26 protein-coding genes are annotated in these 23,756 nt (G+C 39.3%); 20 read left to right on the top strand and 6 right to left on the bottom strand.

The features are described 5' to 3' along the window. The first annotated feature begins 38 nt into the window (after nt 1-38). The 5 genes from MHI23_RS09165 to MHI23_RS09145 all read left to right on the top strand — a co-directional run bounded on the left by MHI23_RS09165 (nt 39) and on the right by MHI23_RS09145 (nt 6,422). Nucleotides 39-1,073: a Gfo/Idh/MocA family oxidoreductase gene (locus tag MHI23_RS09165; RefSeq protein WP_224426479.1), complete on the top strand. Its 1,035-nt coding sequence runs from the start codon at nt 39-41 to the stop codon at nt 1,071-1,073. A 253-nt stretch (nt 1,074-1,326) separates the two neighbouring features. Then, nucleotides 1,327-2,865, top strand: a complete 1,539-nt coding sequence (locus MHI23_RS09160) for a glycoside hydrolase family 43 protein (protein WP_342492454.1) — start codon at nt 1,327-1,329, stop codon at nt 2,863-2,865. A 35-nt stretch (nt 2,866-2,900) separates the two neighbouring features. Further along, complete coding sequence (locus MHI23_RS09155; RefSeq protein ID WP_041109295.1) at nt 2,901-4,166, top strand: glucuronoxylanase; 1,266 nt, start codon at nt 2,901-2,903, stop codon at nt 4,164-4,166. 142 nt (nt 4,167-4,308) lie between these two features. After that, entirely contained in the window at nt 4,309-5,016 is a 708-nt protein-coding gene (locus tag MHI23_RS09150) for a response regulator transcription factor (protein WP_103132477.1), read from the top strand. A gap of 2 nt (nt 5,017-5,018) precedes the next feature. Further along, the gene (locus tag MHI23_RS09145; RefSeq protein ID WP_103132478.1) at nt 5,019-6,422 is read left to right on the top strand and encodes a HAMP domain-containing sensor histidine kinase; all 1,404 of its coding nucleotides are present in this window, start codon (nt 5,019-5,021) and stop codon (nt 6,420-6,422) included. A gap of 54 nt (nt 6,423-6,476) precedes the next feature. On the opposite strand, the gene MHI23_RS09140 is transcribed toward MHI23_RS09145, so the two are convergent. Next, the gene (locus tag MHI23_RS09140) at nt 6,477-6,785 is read right to left on the bottom strand and encodes a DUF4870 domain-containing protein (protein ID WP_025093214.1); all 309 of its coding nucleotides are present in this window, start codon (nt 6,783-6,785) and stop codon (nt 6,477-6,479) included. Between the two features lie 342 nt (nt 6,786-7,127). On the opposite strand from MHI23_RS09140, the gene MHI23_RS09135 reads away from it, so the two are divergent. The 7 genes from MHI23_RS09135 (at nt 7,128) to MHI23_RS09105 (ending at nt 14,036) form a co-directional block, all read left to right on the top strand. Beyond that, the gene (locus MHI23_RS09135) at nt 7,128-7,970 is read left to right on the top strand and encodes a PRD domain-containing protein (protein WP_073205807.1); all 843 of its coding nucleotides are present in this window, start codon (nt 7,128-7,130) and stop codon (nt 7,968-7,970) included. 113 nt (nt 7,971-8,083) lie between these two features. Beyond that, a complete protein-coding gene (locus MHI23_RS09130; protein ID WP_103132480.1) occupies nt 8,084-9,985 on the top strand; it encodes a beta-glucoside-specific PTS transporter subunit IIABC in 1,902 nt (633 codons plus the stop codon). A gap of 23 nt (nt 9,986-10,008) precedes the next feature. Next, on the top strand, nt 10,009-11,472 hold the full coding sequence (locus MHI23_RS09125) for a family 1 glycosylhydrolase (RefSeq protein ID WP_197172881.1): 1,464 nt from the start codon (nt 10,009-10,011) through the stop codon (nt 11,470-11,472). 166 nt (nt 11,473-11,638) lie between these two features. Next, complete coding sequence (locus MHI23_RS09120; protein ID WP_103132481.1) at nt 11,639-12,031, top strand: MerR family transcriptional regulator; 393 nt, start codon at nt 11,639-11,641, stop codon at nt 12,029-12,031. Nucleotides 12,032-12,060: 29 nt separating this feature from the next. Then, nucleotides 12,061-12,981, top strand: a complete 921-nt coding sequence (locus tag MHI23_RS09115; protein ID WP_342492453.1) for an alpha/beta hydrolase — start codon at nt 12,061-12,063, stop codon at nt 12,979-12,981. 230 nt (nt 12,982-13,211) lie between these two features. Next, a complete protein-coding gene (locus tag MHI23_RS09110; protein ID WP_342492452.1) occupies nt 13,212-13,484 on the top strand; it encodes a DUF2651 family protein in 273 nt (90 codons plus the stop codon). 132 nt (nt 13,485-13,616) lie between these two features. Then, on the top strand, nt 13,617-14,036 hold the full coding sequence (locus tag MHI23_RS09105; protein ID WP_268420107.1) for a cytidine deaminase: 420 nt from the start codon (nt 13,617-13,619) through the stop codon (nt 14,034-14,036). A gap of 237 nt (nt 14,037-14,273) precedes the next feature. Here MHI23_RS09105 and MHI23_RS09100 read toward each other — a convergent pair whose 3' ends face one another. Together MHI23_RS09100 and MHI23_RS09095 are read right to left on the bottom strand one after the other, a co-directional pair. Continuing rightward, entirely contained in the window at nt 14,274-14,816 is a 543-nt protein-coding gene (locus MHI23_RS09100; RefSeq protein WP_328699418.1) for a pentapeptide repeat-containing protein, read from the bottom strand. 352 nt (nt 14,817-15,168) lie between these two features. Continuing rightward, nucleotides 15,169-16,059 carry a LysR family transcriptional regulator gene (locus MHI23_RS09095; RefSeq protein ID WP_025093223.1) on the bottom strand — a complete coding sequence of 297 codons (891 nt, stop codon included), beginning with the start codon at nt 16,057-16,059 and terminating at the stop codon, nt 15,169-15,171. Nucleotides 16,060-16,159: 100 nt separating this feature from the next. On the opposite strand from MHI23_RS09095, the gene MHI23_RS09090 reads away from it, so the two are divergent. After that, on the top strand, nt 16,160-17,107 hold the full coding sequence (locus MHI23_RS09090) for a carbon-nitrogen hydrolase family protein (protein WP_024425171.1): 948 nt from the start codon (nt 16,160-16,162) through the stop codon (nt 17,105-17,107). A gap of 48 nt (nt 17,108-17,155) precedes the next feature. On the opposite strand, the gene MHI23_RS09085 is transcribed toward MHI23_RS09090, so the two are convergent. Beyond that, entirely contained in the window at nt 17,156-17,473 is a 318-nt protein-coding gene (locus tag MHI23_RS09085) for a monooxygenase (protein ID WP_125587388.1), read from the bottom strand. 11 nt (nt 17,474-17,484) lie between these two features. After that, nucleotides 17,485-18,411, bottom strand: a complete 927-nt coding sequence (locus tag MHI23_RS09080) for a DsbA family protein (protein ID WP_125587387.1) — start codon at nt 18,409-18,411, stop codon at nt 17,485-17,487. A gap of 177 nt (nt 18,412-18,588) precedes the next feature. Here MHI23_RS09080 and MHI23_RS09075 point away from each other — a divergent pair, with 177 nt between their 5' ends. From MHI23_RS09075 to MHI23_RS09065, 3 genes are all read left to right on the top strand, one after another. Beyond that, on the top strand, nt 18,589-19,161 hold the full coding sequence (locus MHI23_RS09075; protein WP_034622018.1) for a TetR/AcrR family transcriptional regulator: 573 nt from the start codon (nt 18,589-18,591) through the stop codon (nt 19,159-19,161). Between the two features lie 68 nt (nt 19,162-19,229). Next, entirely contained in the window at nt 19,230-19,655 is a 426-nt protein-coding gene (locus MHI23_RS09070) for a MarR family transcriptional regulator (protein ID WP_125587386.1), read from the top strand. 116 nt (nt 19,656-19,771) lie between these two features. Next, nucleotides 19,772-20,119 (top strand): DoxX family protein, encoded by a 348-nt coding sequence (locus MHI23_RS09065; protein ID WP_024425167.1) that lies wholly within the window; start codon nt 19,772-19,774, stop codon nt 20,117-20,119. Nucleotides 20,120-20,191: 72 nt separating this feature from the next. Here MHI23_RS09065 and MHI23_RS09060 read toward each other — a convergent pair whose 3' ends face one another. Continuing rightward, complete coding sequence (locus tag MHI23_RS09060) at nt 20,192-20,380, bottom strand: hypothetical protein (RefSeq protein ID WP_025093227.1); 189 nt, start codon at nt 20,378-20,380, stop codon at nt 20,192-20,194. Nucleotides 20,381-20,622: 242 nt separating this feature from the next. On the opposite strand from MHI23_RS09060, the gene MHI23_RS09055 reads away from it, so the two are divergent. The 4 genes from MHI23_RS09055 (at nt 20,623) to MHI23_RS09040 (ending at nt 23,697) form a co-directional block, all read left to right on the top strand. Continuing rightward, nucleotides 20,623-21,792, top strand: coding sequence for an NAD(P)/FAD-dependent oxidoreductase (locus MHI23_RS09055; protein ID WP_025093228.1), 1,170 nt, complete (start codon nt 20,623-20,625; stop codon nt 21,790-21,792). A gap of 42 nt (nt 21,793-21,834) precedes the next feature. After that, a complete protein-coding gene (locus MHI23_RS09050; RefSeq protein ID WP_342492451.1) occupies nt 21,835-22,515 on the top strand; it encodes a TetR/AcrR family transcriptional regulator in 681 nt (226 codons plus the stop codon). A gap of 145 nt (nt 22,516-22,660) precedes the next feature. Further along, a complete protein-coding gene (locus tag MHI23_RS09045) occupies nt 22,661-23,326 on the top strand; it encodes a helix-turn-helix transcriptional regulator (RefSeq protein WP_024427109.1) in 666 nt (221 codons plus the stop codon). Further along, nucleotides 23,323-23,697: a RidA family protein gene (locus MHI23_RS09040; protein ID WP_342492450.1), complete on the top strand. Its 375-nt coding sequence runs from the start codon at nt 23,323-23,325 to the stop codon at nt 23,695-23,697. The genes MHI23_RS09045 and MHI23_RS09040 overlap by 4 nt, the downstream gene beginning before the upstream one ends. Nucleotides 23,698-23,756: the final 59 nt, after the last annotated feature.

Raw genomic sequence — 23,756 nt, 5'->3', positions numbered from 1 at the left:
CAGCTGTGCGAAAAAGCACAAAAACAGGAGGTAACAAGATGGAATTAAAGATTGGTGTTATTGGTATAGGTGCCATTGGTCAAGATCATATGAAACGAATTACAAATACACTGTCTAAAGGAAGAGTGGTGGCTGTTACTGATGTGAACAGACAGCAGGCAAAAGCCATCGTAGATGCATTCAGCCTTGATGCACGTATTTATGAGGATGGCCATCAACTCATTCAATCAGATGAGGTAGATGCCGTTATCGTCACATCATGGGGGCCGACACATGAAGAATATGTGTTAGCTGCTATTGAAGCTAAAAAACATGTTTTTTGTGAAAAACCACTTGCAACCACAGCAGAAGGCTGCATTCGTATTGTCGAGGCTGAAATGAAGAAAGGCAAATTACTCGTACAGGTTGGATATATGCGCCGGTACGATTCGGGATATCGCGCTTTAAAACAAGTACTTGATGAAGGACAAGTAGGTGAACCTTTAATAATTCATGCTGCACATAGAAACCAAACCGTCCCTGACACATATACAGGAGATATGTCAATTGTCGATACATTCATTCATGAAATCGATGTCCACCGCTGGTTACTAAATGATGAATACGTATCCGTACAAGTCATTGCACCTAAAAAAACGCAGCAAGCTGCTGAGCACTTACAAGATCCTTTAATAGTGATCATGAAGACGCAACAAGGAACCATCATCAATGGCGAAATATTCGTTCATTGTCAGTACGGCTATGACATTCAGTGTCAAATTGTCGGTGAAAAAGGGATTGCAAGTCTGCCTGATCCGGCCAGTGTCGTTTTGCATAGTCAGGCAACACGATCTACAAATATCTTAACAGACTGGCAGCATCGATTTAAAGCAGCCTATGACGAAGAATTGCAGGATTGGATCAATTCCTCCTTAAAAGGAGAAGTAAATGGACCTACTGCTTGGGATGGATATGTAGCTGCCGTAACAGCAGATGCTTGTCTTAAAGCAAAGGCAACTGGTGAGACAACACCAATCCATCTCCAAGAACGTCCAGCCTTTTATCATCAATCATTTGTTCCTGAAAAAGTATAATCAATTCAAAAGAAGAGGCTGCTGAAAGCAGTCTCTTTTTCATTCCAAAAAACAAAAAATGCAGCTCCATCATGGGAGACTGCATTTTTTGTTGTCTTCTAGTCAAAAAGTAAGGGTTTTCATCGTGATTCCAGCAAGGATTTGCACTAGAAATCATTCTTTATATTCATTCTTCATCAGTATCTATCAACATATTTTGAAATTGGGCCTAAACCCCAATATTAGGAAGATGAAAACAGGAGGAAATGAAACGATGAGGACGAGGATGAAGTGCGGCGTTGGTTTATTGATTTTTGCTTTGGTACTGAGTTGTTTACCGGTATATGATGCGAGTGCGGCAAGCACAACAATTGCAAAACGTGTAGGAAATGCAAACCCGCTCATAGACCACCACTTGGGCGCTGATCCGTTTGCGCTCACCTATAACGGAAGAGTGTACATTTATATGTCGAGTGATGACTATGAATATCACAGCAACGGAACGATTAAGGATAATTCTTTTGCCAATTTGAATAGGGTCTTCGTCATTTCTTCAGCAGATATGGTGAACTGGACAGATCATGGCGCGATTCCAGTAGCAGGAGCAAATGGAGCAAATGGCGGCAAAGGGATCGCTAAATGGGCAGGTGCTTCCTGGGCTCCATCAGCGGCGGTGAAAAAAATCAATGGGAAAGATAAATTTTTCCTTTATTTCGCGAACAGCGGCGGAGGGATTGGTGTTCTGACAGCAGACTCCCCAATCGGTCCATGGACAGATCCTATCGGAAAAGCGCTCGTCACACCAAATACACCAGGAATGTCCGGGGTTGTATGGCTGTTTGATCCAGCCGTTTTTGTAGATGATGACGGCACTGGTTATCTATATGCCGGTGGAGGCGTACCAGGCGGTTCTAATCCAACGCAGGGACAATGGGCCAATCCTAAAACAGCAAGAGTCTTAAAACTAGGGCCTGATATGACAAGTGTTGTGGGCAGCGCCTCGACCATTGATGCTCCTTTTATGTTTGAAGACTCAGGGATGCATAAGTATAACGGAACCTATTACTATTCCTATTGCATCAACTTTGGCGGCTCCCACCCAGCAGATAAACCACCTGGTGAGATCGGTTATATGACGAGCTCAAGTCCGATGGGTCCCTTTACGTATAGAGGGCACTTCCTGAAAAATCCGGGTGCATTTTTCGGGGGAGGCGGTAACAACCATCATGCTGTGTTCAATTTTAAAAACGAATGGTATGTCGTGTATCATACCCAAACGGTCAGCTCTGCCTTATACGGGGCAGGAAAAGGCTACAGATCTCCACATATAAATAAGCTTGTGCATAATGCTGACGGCTCCCTTCGAGAGGTTGCAGCCAATTTTGAAGGGGTCAAACAGCTTTCCAACCTGAATCCTTATCAGCGGGTAGAAGCTGAAACATTCGCATGGAATGGACGCATTTTAACAGAGGCCTCTTCAGCTCCAGGTGGACCGGTCAATAACCAGCATGTCACAAACATTCAAAACGGAGATTGGGTGGCTGCCAGTAACGTCGATTTCGGATCAAACGGTGCAAGAACATTTAAAGCGAATGTAGCATCAAATGCAGGCGGAAAAATAGAAGTACGCCTCGGAAGCCCTGAAGGCAGACTCGTTGGGACACTAAATATCCCTTCCACAGGCGGAACAAACAATTGGCGAGAAGTAGAAACGACAGTAAACGGAGCAGCTGGCGTGCACAACGTATTTTTTGTCTTTACTGGAACAGGTTCAAACCTATTTCAGTTTGATTCCTGGCGGTTTACTCAATAACAAAGGATGACAAAATGATAGGAGAGTGGAAAAATTTGATGTCAATGATCAAAAAACCAATCTGTACTTTATTGATCTGCTTCACCATGCTGTCTGTCATGTTCATCGGACCTGGCGCAACTGAAGTTTCAGCAGCAGATGCCAATATTAATATCAATGCAGAAAGACAAGTGATTCGCGGCTTTGGCGGAATGAACCACCCGGCTTGGATTGGTGATTTGACCGCACCTCAAAGGGAAACCGCTTTTGGCAATGGGCAGAATCAATTAGGGTTTTCCATTCTAAGAATTTTTGTAGATGAGAACAGAAATAATTGGCACAGAGAGGTCGCCACAGCCAAAAGAGCAATAGAGCATGGAGCTTTAGTGATCGCTTCACCTTGGAATCCTCCAAGCCATATGGTTGAGACTTTCAACCGTAATGGTACAAATGCAAAGCGTCTGAGATACAATCAATACGCCGCATATGCTCAGCATCTGAACGATTTTGTGACGTATATGAAAAATAATGGCGTCAATCTCTATGCGATATCCGTACAAAACGAGCCCGATTATGCACATGAATGGACATGGTGGACTCCTCAGGAAATCCTGCGTTTCATGAGAGAAAATGCCGGCTCCATTAATGCCCGCGTGATTGCGCCAGAATCCTTTCAATACCTTAAAAATATATCAGATCCTATCTTAAATGATCCGCAAGCGCTAGGAAATATGGACATTCTCGGAGCCCATTTGTACGGAACCCAAATCAGCCAGCTTCCGTATCCTCTGTTCAAACAAAAAGGAGGGGGGAAGGAGCTTTGGATGACAGAGGTCTACTACCCGAATAGCGATAACAATTCAGCGGACCGCTGGCCTGAGGCATTAGGGGTTTCAGAGCATATTCACCATTCGATGGTAGAAGGGGACTTTCAGGCATATGTTTGGTGGTACATCCGCAGATCCTACGGCCCTATGAAGGAAGATGGCCTGATCAGTAAACGCGGTTACAACATGGCGCATTTCTCCAAGTTTGTACGCCCAGGATACGTCAGAATTGATGCAACGAAAAGTCCTGAACCAAATGTTTTCGTATCTGCCTACAAAGGAAACAATCAGGTTGTCATTGTCGCGATTAACAAAAACAATACAGGAGTCAATCAGCACTTTGTGATGCAAAATGGAACTGCTTCGCAAGCATCAAGATGGATTACGAGCAGCAACAGCAACCTTCAGCCGGGTACAGACTTAAATATATCAGGTAATCAATTTTGGGCTCATCTCCCGGCTCAAAGTGTGACAACATTTGTAGTCAAACGCTAAAAAATCAATTGAATCACCAAAAGCCAATTTTCTTATTTCAAAAGAAAATTGGCTTTTTTTATGCAAATAGGAAGTTGATTTTTTCACTATGTTCTTACATTGGGTATAATAATGGCAATGACTTCAGGAGAGTGATCAATGTATGCCAAAGCATCAAAGCAAAGTATTAATGATCGATGACGAAAAAGAAATTTTGGAATTAATCAACACAGTATTAACAAGAGAAGGCATTGATCGTGTCATAACAGCTTCAACTGCCAGTGAGGGGCTCACGAAATTTCATCAAGAACAGCCCGATCTTGTCATACTTGATATTATGCTGCCAGACGGTGAAGGCTATGATATTTGCAGACAAATCAGAGAGACCTCCCATGTTCCGATTATCTTTTTATCAGCAAAAGGAGAGGAATCAGACAAAATTGTAGGACTTGCCATTGGCGGTGATGACTACATTACAAAACCATTCAGCCCAAAGGAAGTCGCCTACCGGGTGAAAGCGCAGCTGAGACGGCTCTCATACTTGCAGTCATCTCAAGCCGATCCCGTGATCAAAAAAGGGCCGTTTGAGTTAAACGAGCAGCAAGCAGAACTGACGAAAAACGGCACGGTCATTGAGCTCACGCCAAAAGAGCTTCTGCTGATGACCTACTTCTTGCAGCACCCGAACCGGATCATCAGTAAGGAAACGCTTTATCAAACTGTTTGGGGGGAAGACTTTTTCGGTTCTGACAATACGGTGATGGTTCATATCCGAAGACTTCGGGAAAAAATAGAAAATTCCCCGTCAACACCTGAGTTTCTCGTCACAGTCAAAGGGCTTGGCTATAAATTTGTTGTAAAGGATGCGTAAAGATGAAATGGCGATTAACAGGCAGATATATGGTCTCTGTCATTATCGTGACCATAATCACGGTCTTTATCAACTTATTCGTATTTATGATTTGGCTCGTACTTCAGGCAAACAGCCAGCATAACGAGGAAAATACGCCCGAAACCTTTACAAGATCATTTGAACAATACGTCTCTTTTTCTGATCAAGGGATAACCGTAAACAAAGAAGGGCAGAAAGCCTTAAAACAACAGAATGCATGGATTCAAATTTTAGACGAAAATGGACAGGACGTGTATCATGCGCAGGCACCTAAAGGATTAAAGAACAAATATACACCGATTGAAATCGTGAACTTACATAAATATAAAGATAAGCAATTATTATCGACCATTTATGCTGGCGGAAAAAAAGTAAAGGGCAAAGAATACAGTTACTTTATCGGATTTAAAGATCCTTCCATTGGAAAATACCTATTCTCGTTTGACACGAAGGATTTAGTAACAAGATTCAATATCGGGACGATGATTTTATTATCAATTGATGCCATCATAGCGTTACTCATTGGTTACTTATTCAGCCGGCAGCTCACAAAACCGCTCGGCCGTGCCATTCATAGCATACAGCGGCTGGCAAACGGAGATTACACGACAAATCTGCCTGCTAAAGGAATTTATAAAGATGTCTTCTATAATGTCAATCACTTATCAGAACAGCTCGCTTCAAGCAAAAAAGAAAAAGACAAACTAGAGCAAATGCGTGAAGAATGGATCAGCCATATTTCTCATGATATTAAAACGCCGCTCGCTTCTATTCAAGGCTATGCAGAAATCATGAAAGACCCAAAGTATCCTCTTTCAAAGCAAGACATCAGACATTACGCGGGCATCATTGAGAATAAATCATTGTATATCAAAGATGTTATGGAGGATCTGAATTTAACGACAAGGCTGAAAAATAACGGCGTCATGCTCAATAAAGAGCTGGTCAACATCGTGTCACTGCTGCGGGAAACGTTAATTGATATTTTAAACGATTCAAGATATGCGGATCAGACGATTGAGCTTCAAACGAATGAAGACAAGCTCATGCTGAATATTGATAAAATCCTCATTCGAAGAGCGGTTACCAATCTGATTTTAAATGCCCTCGTTCACAATGATCCTGATGTGACGATCATTGTACAGCTTGAACAAAAAGAAAAAACCCATATCACGATTAAAGACAACGGCAGAGGAATAGAAGAGGCAGAGCTGGAAAAAGTGTTTGACCGCTATTACAGGGGGACGAATACAGGAGTTTCACATGCTGGCTCTGGTCTTGGGATGGCCATTGCAAAGGATATTATCGTCAAGCACGGCGGGGACATCACGATCCGCAGCAGTGTAGGAAAAGGAACAACAATTGATATCCAACTACCAGCATAAAAATAGACAAAAAAACGGTTCTGATCAACAACAGAACCGTTTTTTACCTATTATTTATTCTGAAAATACTTTGATGCCTTTCACAATGTTCCAAATGAAAAAGTAGATGGCAACAAGGAATGTCACTGCATATGTCGCAATTAAGAAAGGCCCCGCATGGCTGATATCTTTCATACCAAGTAAACCTGAACCAAGGATGCCAATACCAAAAATCAAATAAGGTATGACATGCGTCCATAATGATTTTTTCGCATGATATTTCACTTCGTCCTGACCTAAGAAATAGACGATAATTGGGAACAAAAATGGTGCGAAAAAGATACTGAAGTAACATAATGATGACAAGACTTTATTTTCTCTCAAAACGTTTCACCTCTATGATTTATTCACTACAAACACATTGTACTACCTCAACCTTAATCCGTATTAATCTGAACCTTACAGCAACCTTAAAAATGTTTACCTTTTAAAATAATTTATAAACGACATACTATAATATAGGTATTTAAATCTATTTTACCGAAAAAAATAGTTGACTTTGGTTTATCCTGTGTTTACAATAAAGTCGTAACCGATGCAGGAGTGTTACTGATATCATCAGGCACCACCAAGTCAGGTAAACATGTTGTACATTTGTACGTTGTTTGCTGAGATTTTGGTGTTTTTTTATGCTTTTTTAGCAGTTTTAGGTAAGGTGGGATGAAGATGTTCACCGTCGTTAAAGTTTTAAACAATAATATCGTATTAGCTCTAACAGACACTCAAAATGAAGTAGTTGTTTTTGGTACAGGAATAGGCTTTAAGAAGAAAAAGGGTGATACACTTGATGAGAGCGCTGTCAGTAAGACATTTTATTCTGATCAGACGTCTCCATTAGAATCTCAACTTGCCGCTATCCCAACTGATATCCTTTTATTAACTGAAAAAATCATTCATATGGGCGAAGAGATGTTGAATAAAAAATTAGGTTCTAGCATGCTGTTTTCGCTATCTGATCATCTTACCTTTTCTATTCAAAGGCATCAAGAAAAAATGGAATATGAAAACCCAATTGTATGGGAAATTCCACATCTATATTTTCAAGAATATCAAATTGGGAAAAAAGCACTTAAAATTATTCAAAAAATGATGGGGATTACTTTTCATGATACAGAGGCTTCACTCATTGCCCTTCATTTTGTAAACGCTCAAATAGATGGTCAGTCTATGGGAGATACGATCAAAATGACCCATCTCACGAAGGAAATCGTTAAGATTATTCAAAACATTTTCGAGATGGTGTTAGATAAATCATCAATAGATTATTCGAGGTTTATCACTCATTTGAGATATTTTATTGTCAGACAAGAAACAAATCAACCACCGCAGCAAATGGATGATTCATTAAAAGAATTAATTCAGGATCGTTATATGAAGAGCTATGCATGCGGTTTAATTATTAAAGAAATGTTAAAGCGGGAATTCAATTGGAATGTCACTGAAGACGAACTTGTTTTTCTAGTCATTCATATTGAAAGAATTACAAAGAAACATCAACAAAATAAATGATTTCTTTTAGGCGTGTTATGAAAAAGCATTAACCTAAACAAATCTCCATTTAGAAGTCTTTCTAATGGTGGATTTTGTTTAGGTTTTTTTTGTGAAAATGAAGGGGTGAAGACATGGGAAACAAAGAATTGGCGCAAGAAATTATTAAATTAATCGGTGGAACCGGCAATATATCTCAAAGCTGGCATTGTATTACGAGGCTGAGATTTAATATCAACGATGAAAAACAGGTGAAAGTAGATGAACTGAAAACAGTAGACGGTGTGCTGGGAGCGCAATTCCAAAGCGGACAATTCCAAGTCATTATTGGAGCAAAGGTTGCAGAAGTCTATGAGGAAATCGACCATCTGATTGGAGAGGGCAGCAATGATTCTACTCCTGCTAAAAATACGTCAAAAATGAATCCAATCGAAGTCGTATTCGATGTCATTAGCGGGATTTTCACACCGATTTTGCCGGCGATTGTTGGTAGTGGATTGATAAAAGGGATCATGGCTTTGTTCGTTAGTTTAGGCTGGATGACGGAAAAAAGCTCTACCTATGCTGTACTTCAAATCTTTTCAAATGCTGTCTTTTACTTTTTACCTTTCCTCATTGCGTATTCTGCAGCGAAGAAATTTAAAACACGAGAATCTCTTGCGATGGCACTCGCTGGGATTTTATTGTACCCAACGATGGTGGAAGGTGCAGCAAAAGGGGCAGATCCACTTAGTTTTTTAGGATTGAGTATTCCATTAAATAATTATACTTCTTCTGTCTTACCGATTATTTTAGGAGTGCTGCTCCTTAGCTTTATTGATAAGTGGATAACGAAAGTGATTCCAAAATCCTTAAGCATCGTGTTTACACCGGTACTGAGCTTAATGATCACGGCGCCTCTTACACTAGCTTTCATAGCGCCTATTGGAAACGTTTTCGGTCAGTATTTAGAGATCTTTTTCACTTCTTTATTCCATTTTGCTGGGCCGATTGCAGGTTTATTAATGGGAGGCCTCATGCCTTTAATTGTGCTAACTGGGATGCATTACGCATTCTTCCCAAGCACGTTTGCCAGCTTTGAAAAAGTTGGCTACGATATCATGCTGCTTCCGATGAACTTTATTGCCAATATGGCACAAGCAGGTGCCGTTTTAGGGGTCATCATTCGCACAAAACGAGTAGAAACAAGGTCTTTGGCGTTATCAACATTGCTTCCGAGTTTCTTTGGAATTACAGAACCAGCCATTTATGGAGTAACACTGAGATTGAAAAAACCTTTCTATGCTTCATTAATAGGCGGCGCAGTTGGCGGATGTTTTTATGGGTTATTCTCAGTCAAAACGACAGCATTTTCAATTCCAGGTATTACATCTCTGCCAACCTATATTATGAAAGGCACAAATAATTTTCAGCTGGCTTTAATTGGAATAGCGCTGAGCTTTTTGGTCTCACTGCTTGCCACTATGTTTCTTGGCTTCAATGAACCTGCCACAAAGGATGAAGGGCAGCCAGAAAAACAGGGAAAGCCATCTAAAAATCCAGAAAATCCAGTCAATCAACAAGCTGCCAGACAAGTAAATCCTTATGAAGTACAAGCACCTATAACTGGTAAAGTCGTTCCTTTATCTGACGTAAATGATGCCGTCTTTTCAAGCGAAATGATGGGCAAGGGAGTAGCGATTATACCTGATAAGGGGGTGGTACAAGCGCCGTTTGCCGGAAAAGTAGTGACCGTTACACCTACTAAACATGCAATTGGTTTGGTTTCAGATGATGGGGTTGAATTATTAATACATGTAGGGATTGATACCGTCAGCCTAAATGGTCAATTCTTTGAGGTATTGGTGGAAGAAGGAGATGAAATCAACATCGGGGATCATTTATTATCATTTGATATAGAAGGAATTCAATCAAAAGGATTAGATGTCGTGACACCTATCATCGTCACTAATTCCTCGAAGTACCTGGATGTTATCTATACAGGTGACTCTTATGTCAACGCAGGAGAAAATAAACTCTTAATGCTCATTCATTAATCAAAATAGAAGGGATGATTGAAATGAAAGAATTAAAACAAGGATTTTCAGATAATTTTCTATGGGGTGGCGCAACCGCTGCCAATCAAATAGAGGGTGCATATTTAGAAGGCGGAAAAGGGCTGTCAACTTCAGACTTCGCTGCATATAAAGATCCTTACGCACAAGGAAAAGTGAACAACTTTACATTCGATGTGAGTTCAGCTGAACTAAACAAGTACAAGGAAAATCCTGATGCATTTGATTTCCCAAAAAGACGCGGAATTGATTTTTATCATCGTTATGAAGAAGATATTGCACTGTTTGCAGAAATGGGATTTAAAGTATTTCGTTTGTCTATCTCATGGGCAAGAATCTTTCCAACAGGCTTAGAGGACAAGCCGAATGAAGAAGGATTGGCTTTTTACGATAAAGTATTTGATGAATGTGCGAAATATGGAATTGAACCGCTAGTAACGATGTCTCATTATGAAATGCCGATTACTTTAACAGAAAAATATAATGGGTGGATGAGTAGAGAGCTTGTCCCATTGTTCGAAAAATACGCACGTGCGATTTTAGAAAGATATAAAAACAAAGTGAAATATTGGATTACGTTTAATGAAATGAATATGAACCTCAATAGCCTTTATACAGGTGCTGGAATTTTAGAGGATCTAGTAGACCATAAATTACAAGCTGCTTACCAAGCATCTCATCATCAATTTGTGGCAAGTGCCTTAACAGTGAAGGCTGCGAAGGAAATCATTCCAGATGTCCAAATTGGCTGTATGATTAACCAGATTGAAGCGTATGCAAAAACAACAAAACCAGAGGATCAGCTGCAGGCAGTCAAATCGAATCAATTGAATATGTTCTATCCTGATGTTCAAGCTAGAGGCGAATATCCAACATACATGGTAAAATACTTTGCTGATAATCAAATCAAGCTGGATATTAAAGAGCAGGATGAACAAATTTTAAAAGAAGGCACTGTTGATTTTGTGGCGATCAGCTACTATATGTCCCATGTAGCAGAAGCACGTGAAGATGCAGCTGAGCTAGCGGGTACGTTTGACAGTCCGATTAAAAATGAACATTTGGAATTATCACAATGGGATTGGCCGATCGATCCAATGGGTCTGCGCATTTCATTAATTAAACTGTATGACAGATACCAAAAGCCTTTATTTGTTTGTGAAAATGGACTTGGTGCAAGGGATACATTGACACAAGACGGAAAAATACACGATGATTATCGAATTGATTATTTGAAAAAACATATTGAACAGATGAAAGAAGCCGTAAAAGAAGGTGTTGACTTAATGGGGTACACACCTTGGGGCTGCATTGACTTAATCAGCTGCGGAACATCTCAAATGACTAAACGCTATGGTTTGATCTATGTGGATCAAGACGACCTAGGAAATGGTACACTGAATCGTTACCGCAAAGACTCATTCTTCTGGTACAAAAATGTAATCGCATCAAATGGAGAAGACCTATAAAAGCAAATTGAATGATGTAAAACACCATCTCAGGGCGCCTTAACCGGCTGCATGCGATGGTGTTTTGTTTTTTAAGAAAACGTATCTTGACCTTGAAGTATACTTCAACCTTTATAATGTAAATATAGAAAGACAAAATCACGAAAAAGGAGTAACGACGGAGTTGATGACTAGAGGAGAACTTGCCAAACAAACAGGAATAAGCCCTGCCGCAATTCGTTACTATGAAGAACACAACATTTTACCTGTCCCGAGACGCCGTTCGAACGGTTATAGACGATACACAGAAGATTATATTGTGAAAATTCAATTGATCAAAGATGCCAAATCATTGGGTTATTCACTAAAGGAAATAAAAGAAATATTGGAAATGCTGAGTCAAGACATAGAACTTGATACTTTAAAAAGAATTGTACATCAAAAACATGAAGAAATTGAAAAGAAAATTAAGGGTCTCCGTCTCATACAAGACCTTTTATCTAACTTATTAAAGACTCCTGAGAAAGAAGTACAAGTGTATCTCAAATCATTTCGTGTGATGAATGAGGATGACGAATAAACATATCTGCTTAAAGGAGAGATAACAAAATGAGTATCGACATTTTTAATGGAGAACGTTCTGAAGAAAGTATTCAATTTGAAACATTATTCACGTCCCAAAGTAATAAAGAGAGTTTTGCTAGTGTCGAAAAAACCAAAAATCTTCTGTCTCAAATAGAAAATATAAAGCCTTATGCAATCGGAGACGATGTGAAATTAAAGAGTGAGATAAAGGAGCAGACTTTCGAAGGAATGCAGGTTTTCACATTGAATGACCAAATGTCGCAAAAACAAAAGGTGATTTTATATATACATGGTGGTGCCTGGGTAAACCAGCCTCTCGATTTCCATTGGTGGTACATGGATAAAATGGCTAGGTCCCTTAACGCCAAAGTCATCGCTCCTATTTACCCTAAATTACCTCATTACAGCTACCAAGATACCTATCCAAAAATTCTAAATCTATATAAAGAAATACTAAAAACGGTTGAGAGTACCGATCAATTAACGATCATGGGTGATTCAGCGGGCGGAAATATCTCTCTTGGCCTTGCGCACCTCTTAAAGATGGAAGGTCTGCCGCAGCCGAATGATATCATTTTATTATCTGCATGTGTTGATATGAGTTTAAGCAATCCTCTTATATTTGAATATGCCGATAAAGATCCCATTCTAGCGCCAGAAGGAATAGATGTCATTACAAAAATGTGGGCAGCAGATAAAAAGGTAACTGACCCATTAATCAGTCCTATTCACGGTGACTTTAACGGTCTTGCGAAGATCACTCATTTTATTGGAACACATGATATTTTATATCCAGATGCAATAAAGCTTGATGAAAAGCTAACAGAACAAGGAATTGACATGAAAACCTTTGTTTATCCAGAAATGCTGCATGTATTTGTCGTCATGCCAATCCCTGAGGCACAAGACGCTCAGGAAAAAATCATTCAGGTGATAAATAGTTAGATTCTCTTTTCACATATCAAAATGCTCCGGCTTGAATATTTGAAAGCTTAGCGAAATGGGCTGCTTACTGAAAGCAGTCTTTTTCCATTCAACATGACATAACATTCGGAATGTCAATTCACCTCAGATTAAATATTCCTTAAATTCCATTTTTTGTTTACAATGTGCGGATTTCCTATTAATATGATACATATTCGGTTCTTCACCGGTTCATAAAGGAGAGTGACATGATGAGTGTTTTCTTTCTTCATCCCATGGCGCTGATCTTATTTACACTGCCTTTGTTATCTTTGATATGGGGGATTGTTGGCTACTGCATCTTTAAGCGAGTTTACATCGTTCTTATCATCACATTTGCAGTCTCCACTATTTTCATATTTGCCTATACTGGGTTTGACATGTCAAATATGTATTGGGTCGTGGTGATGACCTTTTTATGCATGTGTACCTCTGTCATCACAAAAATCATTCGATATATGTATGTCCGCTATAAAAGAGCATAACGAAAAAGCTGATGGTCACAAAAATCAGCTTTTTTGTATCCATTCTTCATGTAGCGGAACCGCCCATTATCTGAAGTTTGGTATAATAGATCAGTATATTCAAAACGAGCATAGAAGGGCGAAGGGAACACAATGCACACATTTGATCTTACTCCAAAAGATGTAGAGTTAATAGACGAAGCAAAAAAGAAGATTACAAGCCTTTATGAAGAGGATAAACACCATGTAGGAGCCGCTATCCGCATGAAAACAGGAGAAATGATCTCGGCTGTCCATATAGAAGCGTATATCGGACGGGTAACGGTTTGTGCAGAAGCCATTGCAATTGGCAGTGCTTTATCGAATGGATATAAAGATTTTGATACAATTGTTGCCGTTCGACATCCATATTCAAATGAAGAGGATAGAAGATTGAGGGTCGTAAGCCCTTGCGGCATCTGTAGAGACATTTCAGATTTCGGACCAGAATGTTTTGTCATCATAGAAATAGATGGCGAACTAGTCAAAGTGAAAATTGGAGAACTCATTCCACTCAAATATACTAGAAGTTGATATACAGCCTCGACTTAGCAGCTTCAAGCGTTCTCTTTGTTACATTCCAGATAACTGAAAAATCGCTCCACAAAATCAGCCCCATGTATGTTCTCCATATGCGCCGTATTAAAAATATATTGTTCCATATGCTCAAGCTTGCGCAGGCTGCGTACCAGTACTTTGCGATCCTCGTCAGAAAGATGAGGGTCATGATTTATCTTCAGCAATGCCTGTTTGACACGCGCGGAGACCTTTTCAACATATAGATGCCGGCGGAATACATTGCGACAGGTCACAGCCTGTAAAACGAACACCATCAAGTGTGCAGTTTTCAAAATTGGCGATTAGCTTTTGTTTATCATTTCCCTCAAACGTTATATCCACCAGCTTACCGGTAAAGGTACAATTTACGATATTTGCTGCTTGTAAAACGCGGTCATTAAACCTGCATTGATAAAATGTACAGTTGATAAACGCAGCATTTTCCAATGTCATTCCTCTCATATCACAGGAGGAAAATTCGCAATTCGTAAAAACAGCCTCGCCTTTAGCAATCCCAACAGAGCGCAAATCGGAACGAATAAACGTACAATGCTCAATCGTACTACCTGCAAAGAATCTCGCATTCGTCAGATCACACGTATTAAATACAAGATGACGCAGCTGACAGCTCCAAAATATAGGTGAATGAACATTCGAGTTATTGATGGTCGTTCCGCTTATCGTTTCATGTTCATACCTGACAATATCAGAAAATATTTCGTTGTCTACTGACATTCCAGACTCGAGCCTTCTCATTGTGATCACCTATCATTTCTTCAGAATCTTTTCCAATGATGAATACCTTCCAGCAAGTTCATTTCGGTTTCACTAAGCGGTTGGCACTGACAAGTTATTATATCATAAAGCTAGAAACATAAAGAGAGTGGTCATCGTTTTGAAAAGCGCTTATATCAAAATGTGTATTTCACATTCATTTTTTGATCATTACATTCTGCAAAAGCCTGTACATGTGGAAAGTCTGTCATACGATGGCGTGGACTTGATTAAGAAAACGAGCAGAAAGTGATGACCTGATGGTCTCATGTCTATTGCATGGCTGACAGGTGCTATCATGGAGAAACTAAGAAGGATGATTTTTTATTTGTTTCTATTTCTGTTCCCCAGAATAGATATCCGCAACGATTTTTAAAAAAGCCTTCAAAGCACGTGTTTTATATCGATCTTTCTTCACGACAATGCCAATTTTCCAGGGAATATATTGACTGCTAATTGGTTTTACACAAATGTCCTCTCTGTACATATCCGTTAAAGGACTTGGAAGGATCGCCACTCCAAGTTCATCACGAACTAATGTCAAAAGCAAATCCCATTGTGTTGTGCTGTAAGCGATGTTGGGAACAAAATGTTCCTTACGGCAGCTTTCTAAAATCACTTGACTCAACGCAAATGAAGAATCAAACAATATCCAGTTATCCTCTTTAAGCTGTTCGAGTGAGAGCTGTTGTTCATCTTTTAAAGCGTGATTTTTTGGTACACAAGCTACAAATGGCGCTTCAAAAATGAGTTGTTCCTCTAATTCATGACTTTGCGCAGGTATGACAACAAAGGCAACATCTACTTCGCCTTTCTCAACGAGTTTTTCTACATGTAAGCCGCCCTCTTCAATCATTTCGAGCGTCACATCTGGATGCTTTTTAGTAAAAGCCTTTGCCACTTTGGAAAAGAAAAAGGTACCAATTATTTGTGGCAGACCGATCTTTAAATGGCCGCGAATATGCGTGTCGGTATCACCCAGCTCCATTTGCAGCTCATTCATTTGCTGAAGCACCGCAATCGCTTTTTCATATACAAGCTCTCCTTCATCCGTTAACCTAAAAATTCGATTTGACCGATCGAAAAGAATGACACCCAGTTTTTTCTCTAATTTTTGAATGGTTTTAGAAAGGGAAGGCTGGGCGATAAAAAGCTTTTCACTTGCTCTTGAAAAACTTCCACAATCCGCAATCGTTTTAAATATTTCAAAGTCCCGTATGTTCATTTTATCCTCCCATTATTCCAATAAGGCATACTCATTATGATGATGATATATTGTACATGATAAACGTTTATTTTTACACTGAGAATAAGGAGGGGGTAAGATGTCAACATGTAGAGTTGCTGTTGTGCAAGCTGCTTCTGTCATTATGGATAGAGAAGCATGTACTGAAAAAGCCATTTCGTTAACACTTGAGGCTGGAGAAAAAGGAGCCAATATTGTTGTATTTCCTGAAGCTTTTATACCTGCTTATCCAAGAGGACTAGCATTTGGCGCCACTGTAGGAAGCCGTTCTCCAGAAGGAAGAAAGGACTGGCTTCGTTACTTAGAAAATTCAGTTCCAGTTCCTAGTCAAACAACAGACAGATTAGGAGAAGCAGCCCGCAAAGCTGGTGTCTACCTCGTCATCGGTGTCATTGAAAGAGATGATGAATCAAGCCGCGGGACTTTATATTGTTCCGTATTGTTTTTCGGACCAGATGGAACCTTACTTGGAAAGCACCGTAAACTAAAGCCGACAGGCTCTGAACGACTCATATGGGGAGAGGGGGATGGCAGCACACTGCCGGTTTTCGATACACCGTATGGTAAAATAGGCGCTTTAATTTGCTGGGAAAACTATATGCCATTAGCTAGAGCAGCGATGTATGCAAAAGGCGTCCAAATCTATATAGCCCCTACAGCAGATTCCAGGGAGCTATGGCAATCAACGATTCGCCATATTGCCGCAGAAGGCCGCTGCTTCGTTCTATCTTGTAATCAATATGTGAATAAAGAGATGTATCCTAAAGATTTAGCCTGCTATGATGAATTAGCATCTTCTCCTGATGAAATGTGCCGAGGGGGAAGTGCAATCGTCGGTCCGTTAGGCGAATATATAAAAGAACCTGTCTATGGTCAAGAAGAGATACTGCTGGCAGATCTTGATTTGCGTGATATTTCTTCTAGTCAATTTGACTTCGATGTCGTAGGACATTATTCAAGACCTGATGTCTTCCAGCTCGTCGTCAATGAAGAGAAAAAAGAAAATGTAAAGTGGATGAATCGATGAAATCACACGAAAAAAAGAGCAGCCATCCAGCCGCTCTTTTTTCGTGTGTCAACCTTGATGAGTTTTTAATGGACCTTTTGTGATATGAGTAAGATGAGCATTCACGTTAAAGATTTTAGCGTTGATGTCTGTTATTCCAAAGCTGGTTATTCTTTTAGAATGCATATCGAGATAGTTTTCAGCAGCTTCTTTTGTTTCGAATAAGTAGATTCCGCCAGCCTCATTCTTCTCGGGATTCTCCGTCCATATTTTCCATATGAATCCGTCTTCCTCATTTATACTTTTCGCTAAATCAGAAAACTCTTTTGCCATTTCATCACCGAAAGGGCCCTTCATCTTAAAATCCACCTGTAATAAATGTGCCATCGTCATTCTCCTTATGTCGAAGTTGTAAAATACAGTTCTCCCAGCACTTCTTTCATTTGATACTGCTGCTGCGGAAGTTCTTTCTTCATAAAAGACCGTACATCTGATTGGTCAACATCGTACATCACTTCAATTTCTTTAGAAAATAAAAGCTTTTCTTTTTCGAGCAGGATAGAAACAGCTGGGCGCTTTTTCGGTTCAAGTTCTTCAGTGTTTAAAGCTTGCTTTAATCCTTCAACATAGACTTCAAATGAGCGGCCACCCGTGATTTTGACTCCTTTATTTTCTTCGTTGACGAAGATAATCGTTGGGAAACCTCTAGCACCAAGGTCTCGAACAAGAGTAAAATCTTGATCTAATAATTCCTGGCCGCTAGGCAGCTCCGCTTCATGGACAATCACATCTCCGTTAAGTCCAAGGTCGTTGACGATATCAATTAACACCGTGATATCCGATATATTTTGATTGAAGGCAAATAGCGCTTCTCTTGCACGGCGTAAAAAAGTATAGGCTAGTGCATCATCATGATGTTTTTGAATCACTTTGAACACGCGAGAGGGCGGGTAGGAGGATTGAACAGGATTGTCAATCATTAAGGAACCATCAATTGGCATGCGAGAATGTTCTCCAACCTCTCTCCAGTGACCAGCAACATCAGCAGGCTTATAAATTCCGTTTGCAGGATCAATTGGACCACCATGCCATTTCTCTAACAGTCCACCCAACACAGTCTGGAAATGAAAATAATGTCCATATTGCTCTTTAAATCGACGCAGGACAGGTTCAATTGCCCAGCAATGCGAACAAATCGGATCTGTTACATAATAGAGCGTTATTGTTTTTTTAGGCTGTTGAAAATCAATCACCTGGATATCCTCTTCTTCACCTACACCACATACACCTGTTTCTATATCACAAAACATCTCATTGTTTTTCAATTTCATTTACCTCCTCAAATTATGCAGGAAACGCTATTCCCTATGTTTGTTTGAATCAATCATTTGCATTACAATTAGATCTTAAGACACAATGAGTAAGACCAACACCAATAATTTCTTCAATTTGTTGTTTATCCAACAGATTAATAGATGTGTAGAAAAAGGAGGAGGGATAAGATGACGCAGCCAAAGACAGACCCTCGGGTTCTGAGAACGCGTAAGTTAATCATGGAGTCTTTTATGAAACTTTCATCGAAAAAGGAATTTAAGGATATTACAATCAAAGATGTCACGGCAGAAGCCATGATCAACCGAGCGACGTTTTATTATCATTTTGAGGATAAATACGATTTGCTGGATAAAACGCTGTCAGAAGTATTATCGATTAATTTAGAAAGTATTCATTTCAATCATCGTAAACTAGATGAAGATACGATCATCAATATTTTTAAAGCATTAACGAATTTTCAACAATCTCTGCATAACCGCTGCCAAGTAGAATATGAAACTGAACTTGCTCCTATTGTGAGGGAACAGCTTGAAATCATTTTTTATCAATTGTTAATCAATCAATATACAAATGTCGGAAAGCAAATTCTGAAGGTCACAGCTGTTTTTTTAAGCTGGGGAATTCACGGAGCTTCTGTTGAGTGGAGAAAAAATAGTTCGCACATATCATCAGAGGAGTTTATCAAATCAGCAGTGCCATATATTTTGTCAGGGATTGATTTTAAACAAGCAGATAGTTGAATTGACAATTTTCAAAGGCTTCACTAATATAAATGCTATAGCATATAAATTTCATAGAGGGTGTTTACATGGAGTTACAAGATTTAATAGGCTATCTCGTTCATCGTACCGATCTCAAAATGACAAATTATTTTACAAACAGGTTAAAGCCTTACGGGGTCACTCCTGAACAATGGAGTATTATCAGTATTCTGAGCAGTGAAAAGGGGACTACTCAAAAAGAATTAGCAGAAGGAATTGATAAAAATCAAACCACTGTCGTCAGAATGATCCAATCAATGGAACGAAAAGGGCTTGTCAAAAAAATCTATAACGAACAAGACCGGCGCTCACATCACCTGCTTTTAACAAAAAAAGGGCACGAGGTCAAAAAGGCCATTCTTCCTGTCGTCATGGATGCACACCAAACGGTAACAAAGCAATTAAGCGATGAAGAGATTCAACAATTAAAATTACTTTTGAACAAATTATTTCATTCACACTATGAATCTTGAAACGTCTAATCTGTAACAAACGATTTATATCTAATATATGCTATGACATATAATTTTCACCAGCTGAAAATTTGTCCATTTGGACTGAGTGTTTCAGTCAAATAACTTAGAAAGATGTGATCACGATTTTCATACTTATTCTGCAAATGATATTGGCTGCTTTCTTTTTTGTAACAGGATCGAAAATTATATCAGGGAAAATGGCAGAAGAGTTCAAACGATTTGGTTTACCTGCTTTTTTTAATGTTTTAACCGGAGCCTTTGAGCTCATAGGCGCTGCTGGAATGCTGATCGGCATATGGATGCCAACAATAGCAATATTATCAGGCTTACTGTTAGGAGGCACGATGCTTGCAGCTGCCTTTACTCTGATCGTATTAGCCAAAGATCCCTTTAAAAAAGCACTCCCTGCACTTGTGTTATTCGCTCTCAGTATCGGGGTCAGCTTGTACCACATTCTTTAAGTTGATATCAGAATAAAACACAAAACCTAAACAACTCTCCATTGTTCTAATGGCGGATTGTGTTTAGGTTTTTTAGCGATTGAATTGTTTTCGAAGAACTAGGCATGAGACAGCGAATACTGCGAAAGCGCCCGCTGATCCAGCAGCAAACACCAGCTCAAATTGTTCTGGTTTGGACTTGAATAACAAAGGGACAGAAAGAATGAGAGCCGCACCACTAAAGCTCAATCCTAATATGAACGTTGCCAATAATTTATTCATAGAAACACCTCTTACACTCAGAATTAGAACAATGGAAACGACTGATTCAAGAATCATTGTGATGATTCGACATCCTTTCACATTCCTAGTTGGAGTGTATCATATGGTGGCGGGCGATTGTAAAATACACAATTGTGAAATAAACTTTTTAAACGAACACTGTTCTTTACGAACGGTGTTCGTTATAATATAAATGTGATGTGGCTTTAAACGATTTCCATAAAGAAGAGGAGATGCATACGATGACGGCATTATCTAAGAAACAAAAGCAGATCGCTATTATTGGAGGAGGACCTGGGGGGCTAACACTCGCCTTAATTCTGCAAAATTACGGTATACAAACTACTATCTATGAGCGAGAGATGCATGACAAGAGTCTTGAAAGAGGGGGCTCACTGGATATTCATGAAGAAACAGGTCAAAAAGCTTTAAAAGAAGCAGGGGTTTATGAGGAATTTCAAAGGAACGCCCGCTATGAAGGAGAAGATTTCCGTTTACTTGATAAATCAGGAAGAATTTATTTAGATGAAGAAACGGAATCAGATCAAAAAGGCACCCGCCCAGAAATTGATCGTGGTCTTTTGTGCGAACTGCTGTTAGATCAAATTGATGCTGAAAACATCAAATATGGATATAAACTAGAAAGTTGCATTTCACTAGAAAGCGGCATGACGGAGCTTCATTTTGAAAACGGAGTTGTTGAGACAGTTGATCTTGTAATCGGGGCAGATGGTGCTTTTTCTCGTGTGCGTCCTCTCTTAACAGATATTGATATTGAATACGCCGGACTCACGATGCTGGAACTGAATATCCTCAACGTAGAGATGAACCACCCTGATTTAGCTGCATTTAATAAACGTGGTAAGATGTTTGCTTTAGCAGACCACAAAGGACTGATTGGTCAGTTAAACGGAGATGGACGAATCAAAGTGTATGCAAGCCTTATGGTAGAGCGTAACTGGATTGAGACTTGTGGTATTCCGTTTCATCAAGCGAAAGAAGCAAAAGAACAATTATTAGCGTTATTTAGTGATTGGGACGATCAGCTGAAAAATTATATTCGTTATGCTGAAGATGCCATCATTCCAAGACGGATTTATACGCTTCCTGTCGGTTTTAAATGGAACCGCCATAAAGGAGTAACGCTTATCGGTGATGCCGCTCATGTCATGTCGCCATTCGCAGGGGAGGGTGTAAACATGGCGATGTTTGATGCAATGGAGCTTGCACTTGCGATTGTTCGAAATCCTCATCATATTGAAAAGGCTATTGAAGAATACGAAGACAGGATGTACGAATATTCATCGGAGAAAGCTCATGAATCGGAAAAAAGTTTAAAGCTGTGTTTTTCAAAAGATGCTGCAATCAAGCTTGCTGAAATGATGAATTCTTTTCAAGAAAACGGTGATTGATGCTCAATTTACTATTTGACTTTGACATGTTATAAAGAGATTATGAACAATTCAAATCGTCGTATTATAAGTCGTCGGTCTCGGCCGGCTAAAGAGCCCTTAAGCCGTGAACTCATTGTGAAAACTGCCTATGAGCTTCTAAAGGAACAAGGGTTAGAGGGCATGAGTATGCGTAAGGTGGCTAAAGCACTCGATACGGGACCTGCATCCTTGTATGTCTACGTGAACAATTTTCAAGAACTAAGTGCTTACGTATTGGATTATGGTCTCGGCCAAATGGTTTATCCAGATTCAGTGAATGGCACATGGAAAGAACAGTTATTTGACATATTGCATACTTATTTCCTACTGTTATTCGAAAAACCTGGTCTTGCTGAAATTTCTCTTTCCACCATCCCGCAAGGAACGAACTTTTTACAGTTGACCGAACATATTCTCGCTGCATTGCATGAAGGCGGGATTAAATCTACATCTGCTGCATGGGGAGTAGACCTGTTACTGTTATACGTATCTTCCGTAGCATACGAAAAGGTCTCTTGGAAGAAACATGGCTCTTCGCAGATTTCAGATACAAAAAAAGCATTTCATGATGCAGAAAAAACGCGGTTTCCTTTCATCCATAGCCTAAAAGAAGAAATGTTTGCAGGTGATACCGTATCAATGGAACGGTTCAGGTGGGGAATTGAAGTCATTTTGTATGGAATCCAGCAAGAAATCAATTAGAAAGGAGCACAAGCAAAAAGCAGTCAATGGCTGCTTTTTTTTATATTTTCTTAACTTTTTCAACATATATAAAAAAATCTATATATTGTTTTTATATATAAAAAATTATATAATCTAGTAGAATAAATAAATGAGGTGCTTAAGCATGGAAAATACGAAGAATTTATTAGAGAGCTATATTCCTTTAGCAAAATCTACGGCAAAAATGTTTGGACCAAATTGTGAAGTCGTTATTCATGATTTAACGAACCCACAAGCATCTGTCATGTTTACAGTCAATCATCATGTGACGGGAAGAAAAATCGGTCAATCATTTGATCATTTGGTAAAGACTGTTTTACAATCAGAAGATTTTAAAGAAGATTATCTTGCTGGGTATACATTTAAAACAGAAGACAACCGTACCATTCGTTCTTCGACTTCATTAATTCGTGATTCGAAGAAAAAGGTGATCGGGGCATTCTGTATCAATTTTGATGTTGAAGCATTGAATCAAATGCAGCAATTTATGGATACTTTTCTTTCTACAAAAGTTGAAGTTCAAGAGAATGAAACAACATCAAATGATGATCTTGAAAATGTGGAAGGAATCGTAGATCAATTGATTCAACAGATCATTCAAAACAGTGTCCACCCAGTCATGAAACGTCATGAAAAAATTGAATTAATAAGGTTCATGGATGAAAAGGGAATCTTTTTAATGAAAGGTTCAGTTGAGAAGGTCGCATCTATGTTAGGTATTTCTAAAGTCACCGTCTATAGCTATTTGGATGAAATCAAACATAAATCGAATGAAGGGGAAACGAAATGAAAAGCATCCTCGAGGTAGGGAATCTAAAATCCAACGGACACTATGCATTCGCAACCATTCATCAAAACACGGTCTATGTTTCAGGACAATTTGCCATCAATCCCGAAACGAGAGAAAAAGAATTCGGCCCCATTGAGGAAGAGACATTACAAGCGCTTAAGAATGTGGAGATGATTGTAGAAGCAGCCGGAAGTAAAAAAGAAAAGATTTTGCGTATGACATTATACATTTCTGATATTGAACTATGGGACAAAGTAGATTCGGTTTACACTGAATTTTTCGGTGAACATCAACCAGCACGTACTGTTGTACCAACGAATGAATTACATTTTGGTTTCAAAATTGAAATTGATGCTATTTCTTATATTTAGAATATTTTTTTGCCTATGATATATAAAAAAGTATATTTTATATAAAAAATTATTCAAAG

The organism is Bacillus sp. FSL M7-0003, from assembly GCF_038628485.1.
Taxonomy (GTDB): Bacteria; Bacillota; Bacilli; order Bacillales; family Bacillaceae; genus Bacillus; species Bacillus safensis.
Note: the sequence above shows the minus strand (reverse complement) of the source record. Positions and strands in the feature narration are given on the sequence as shown.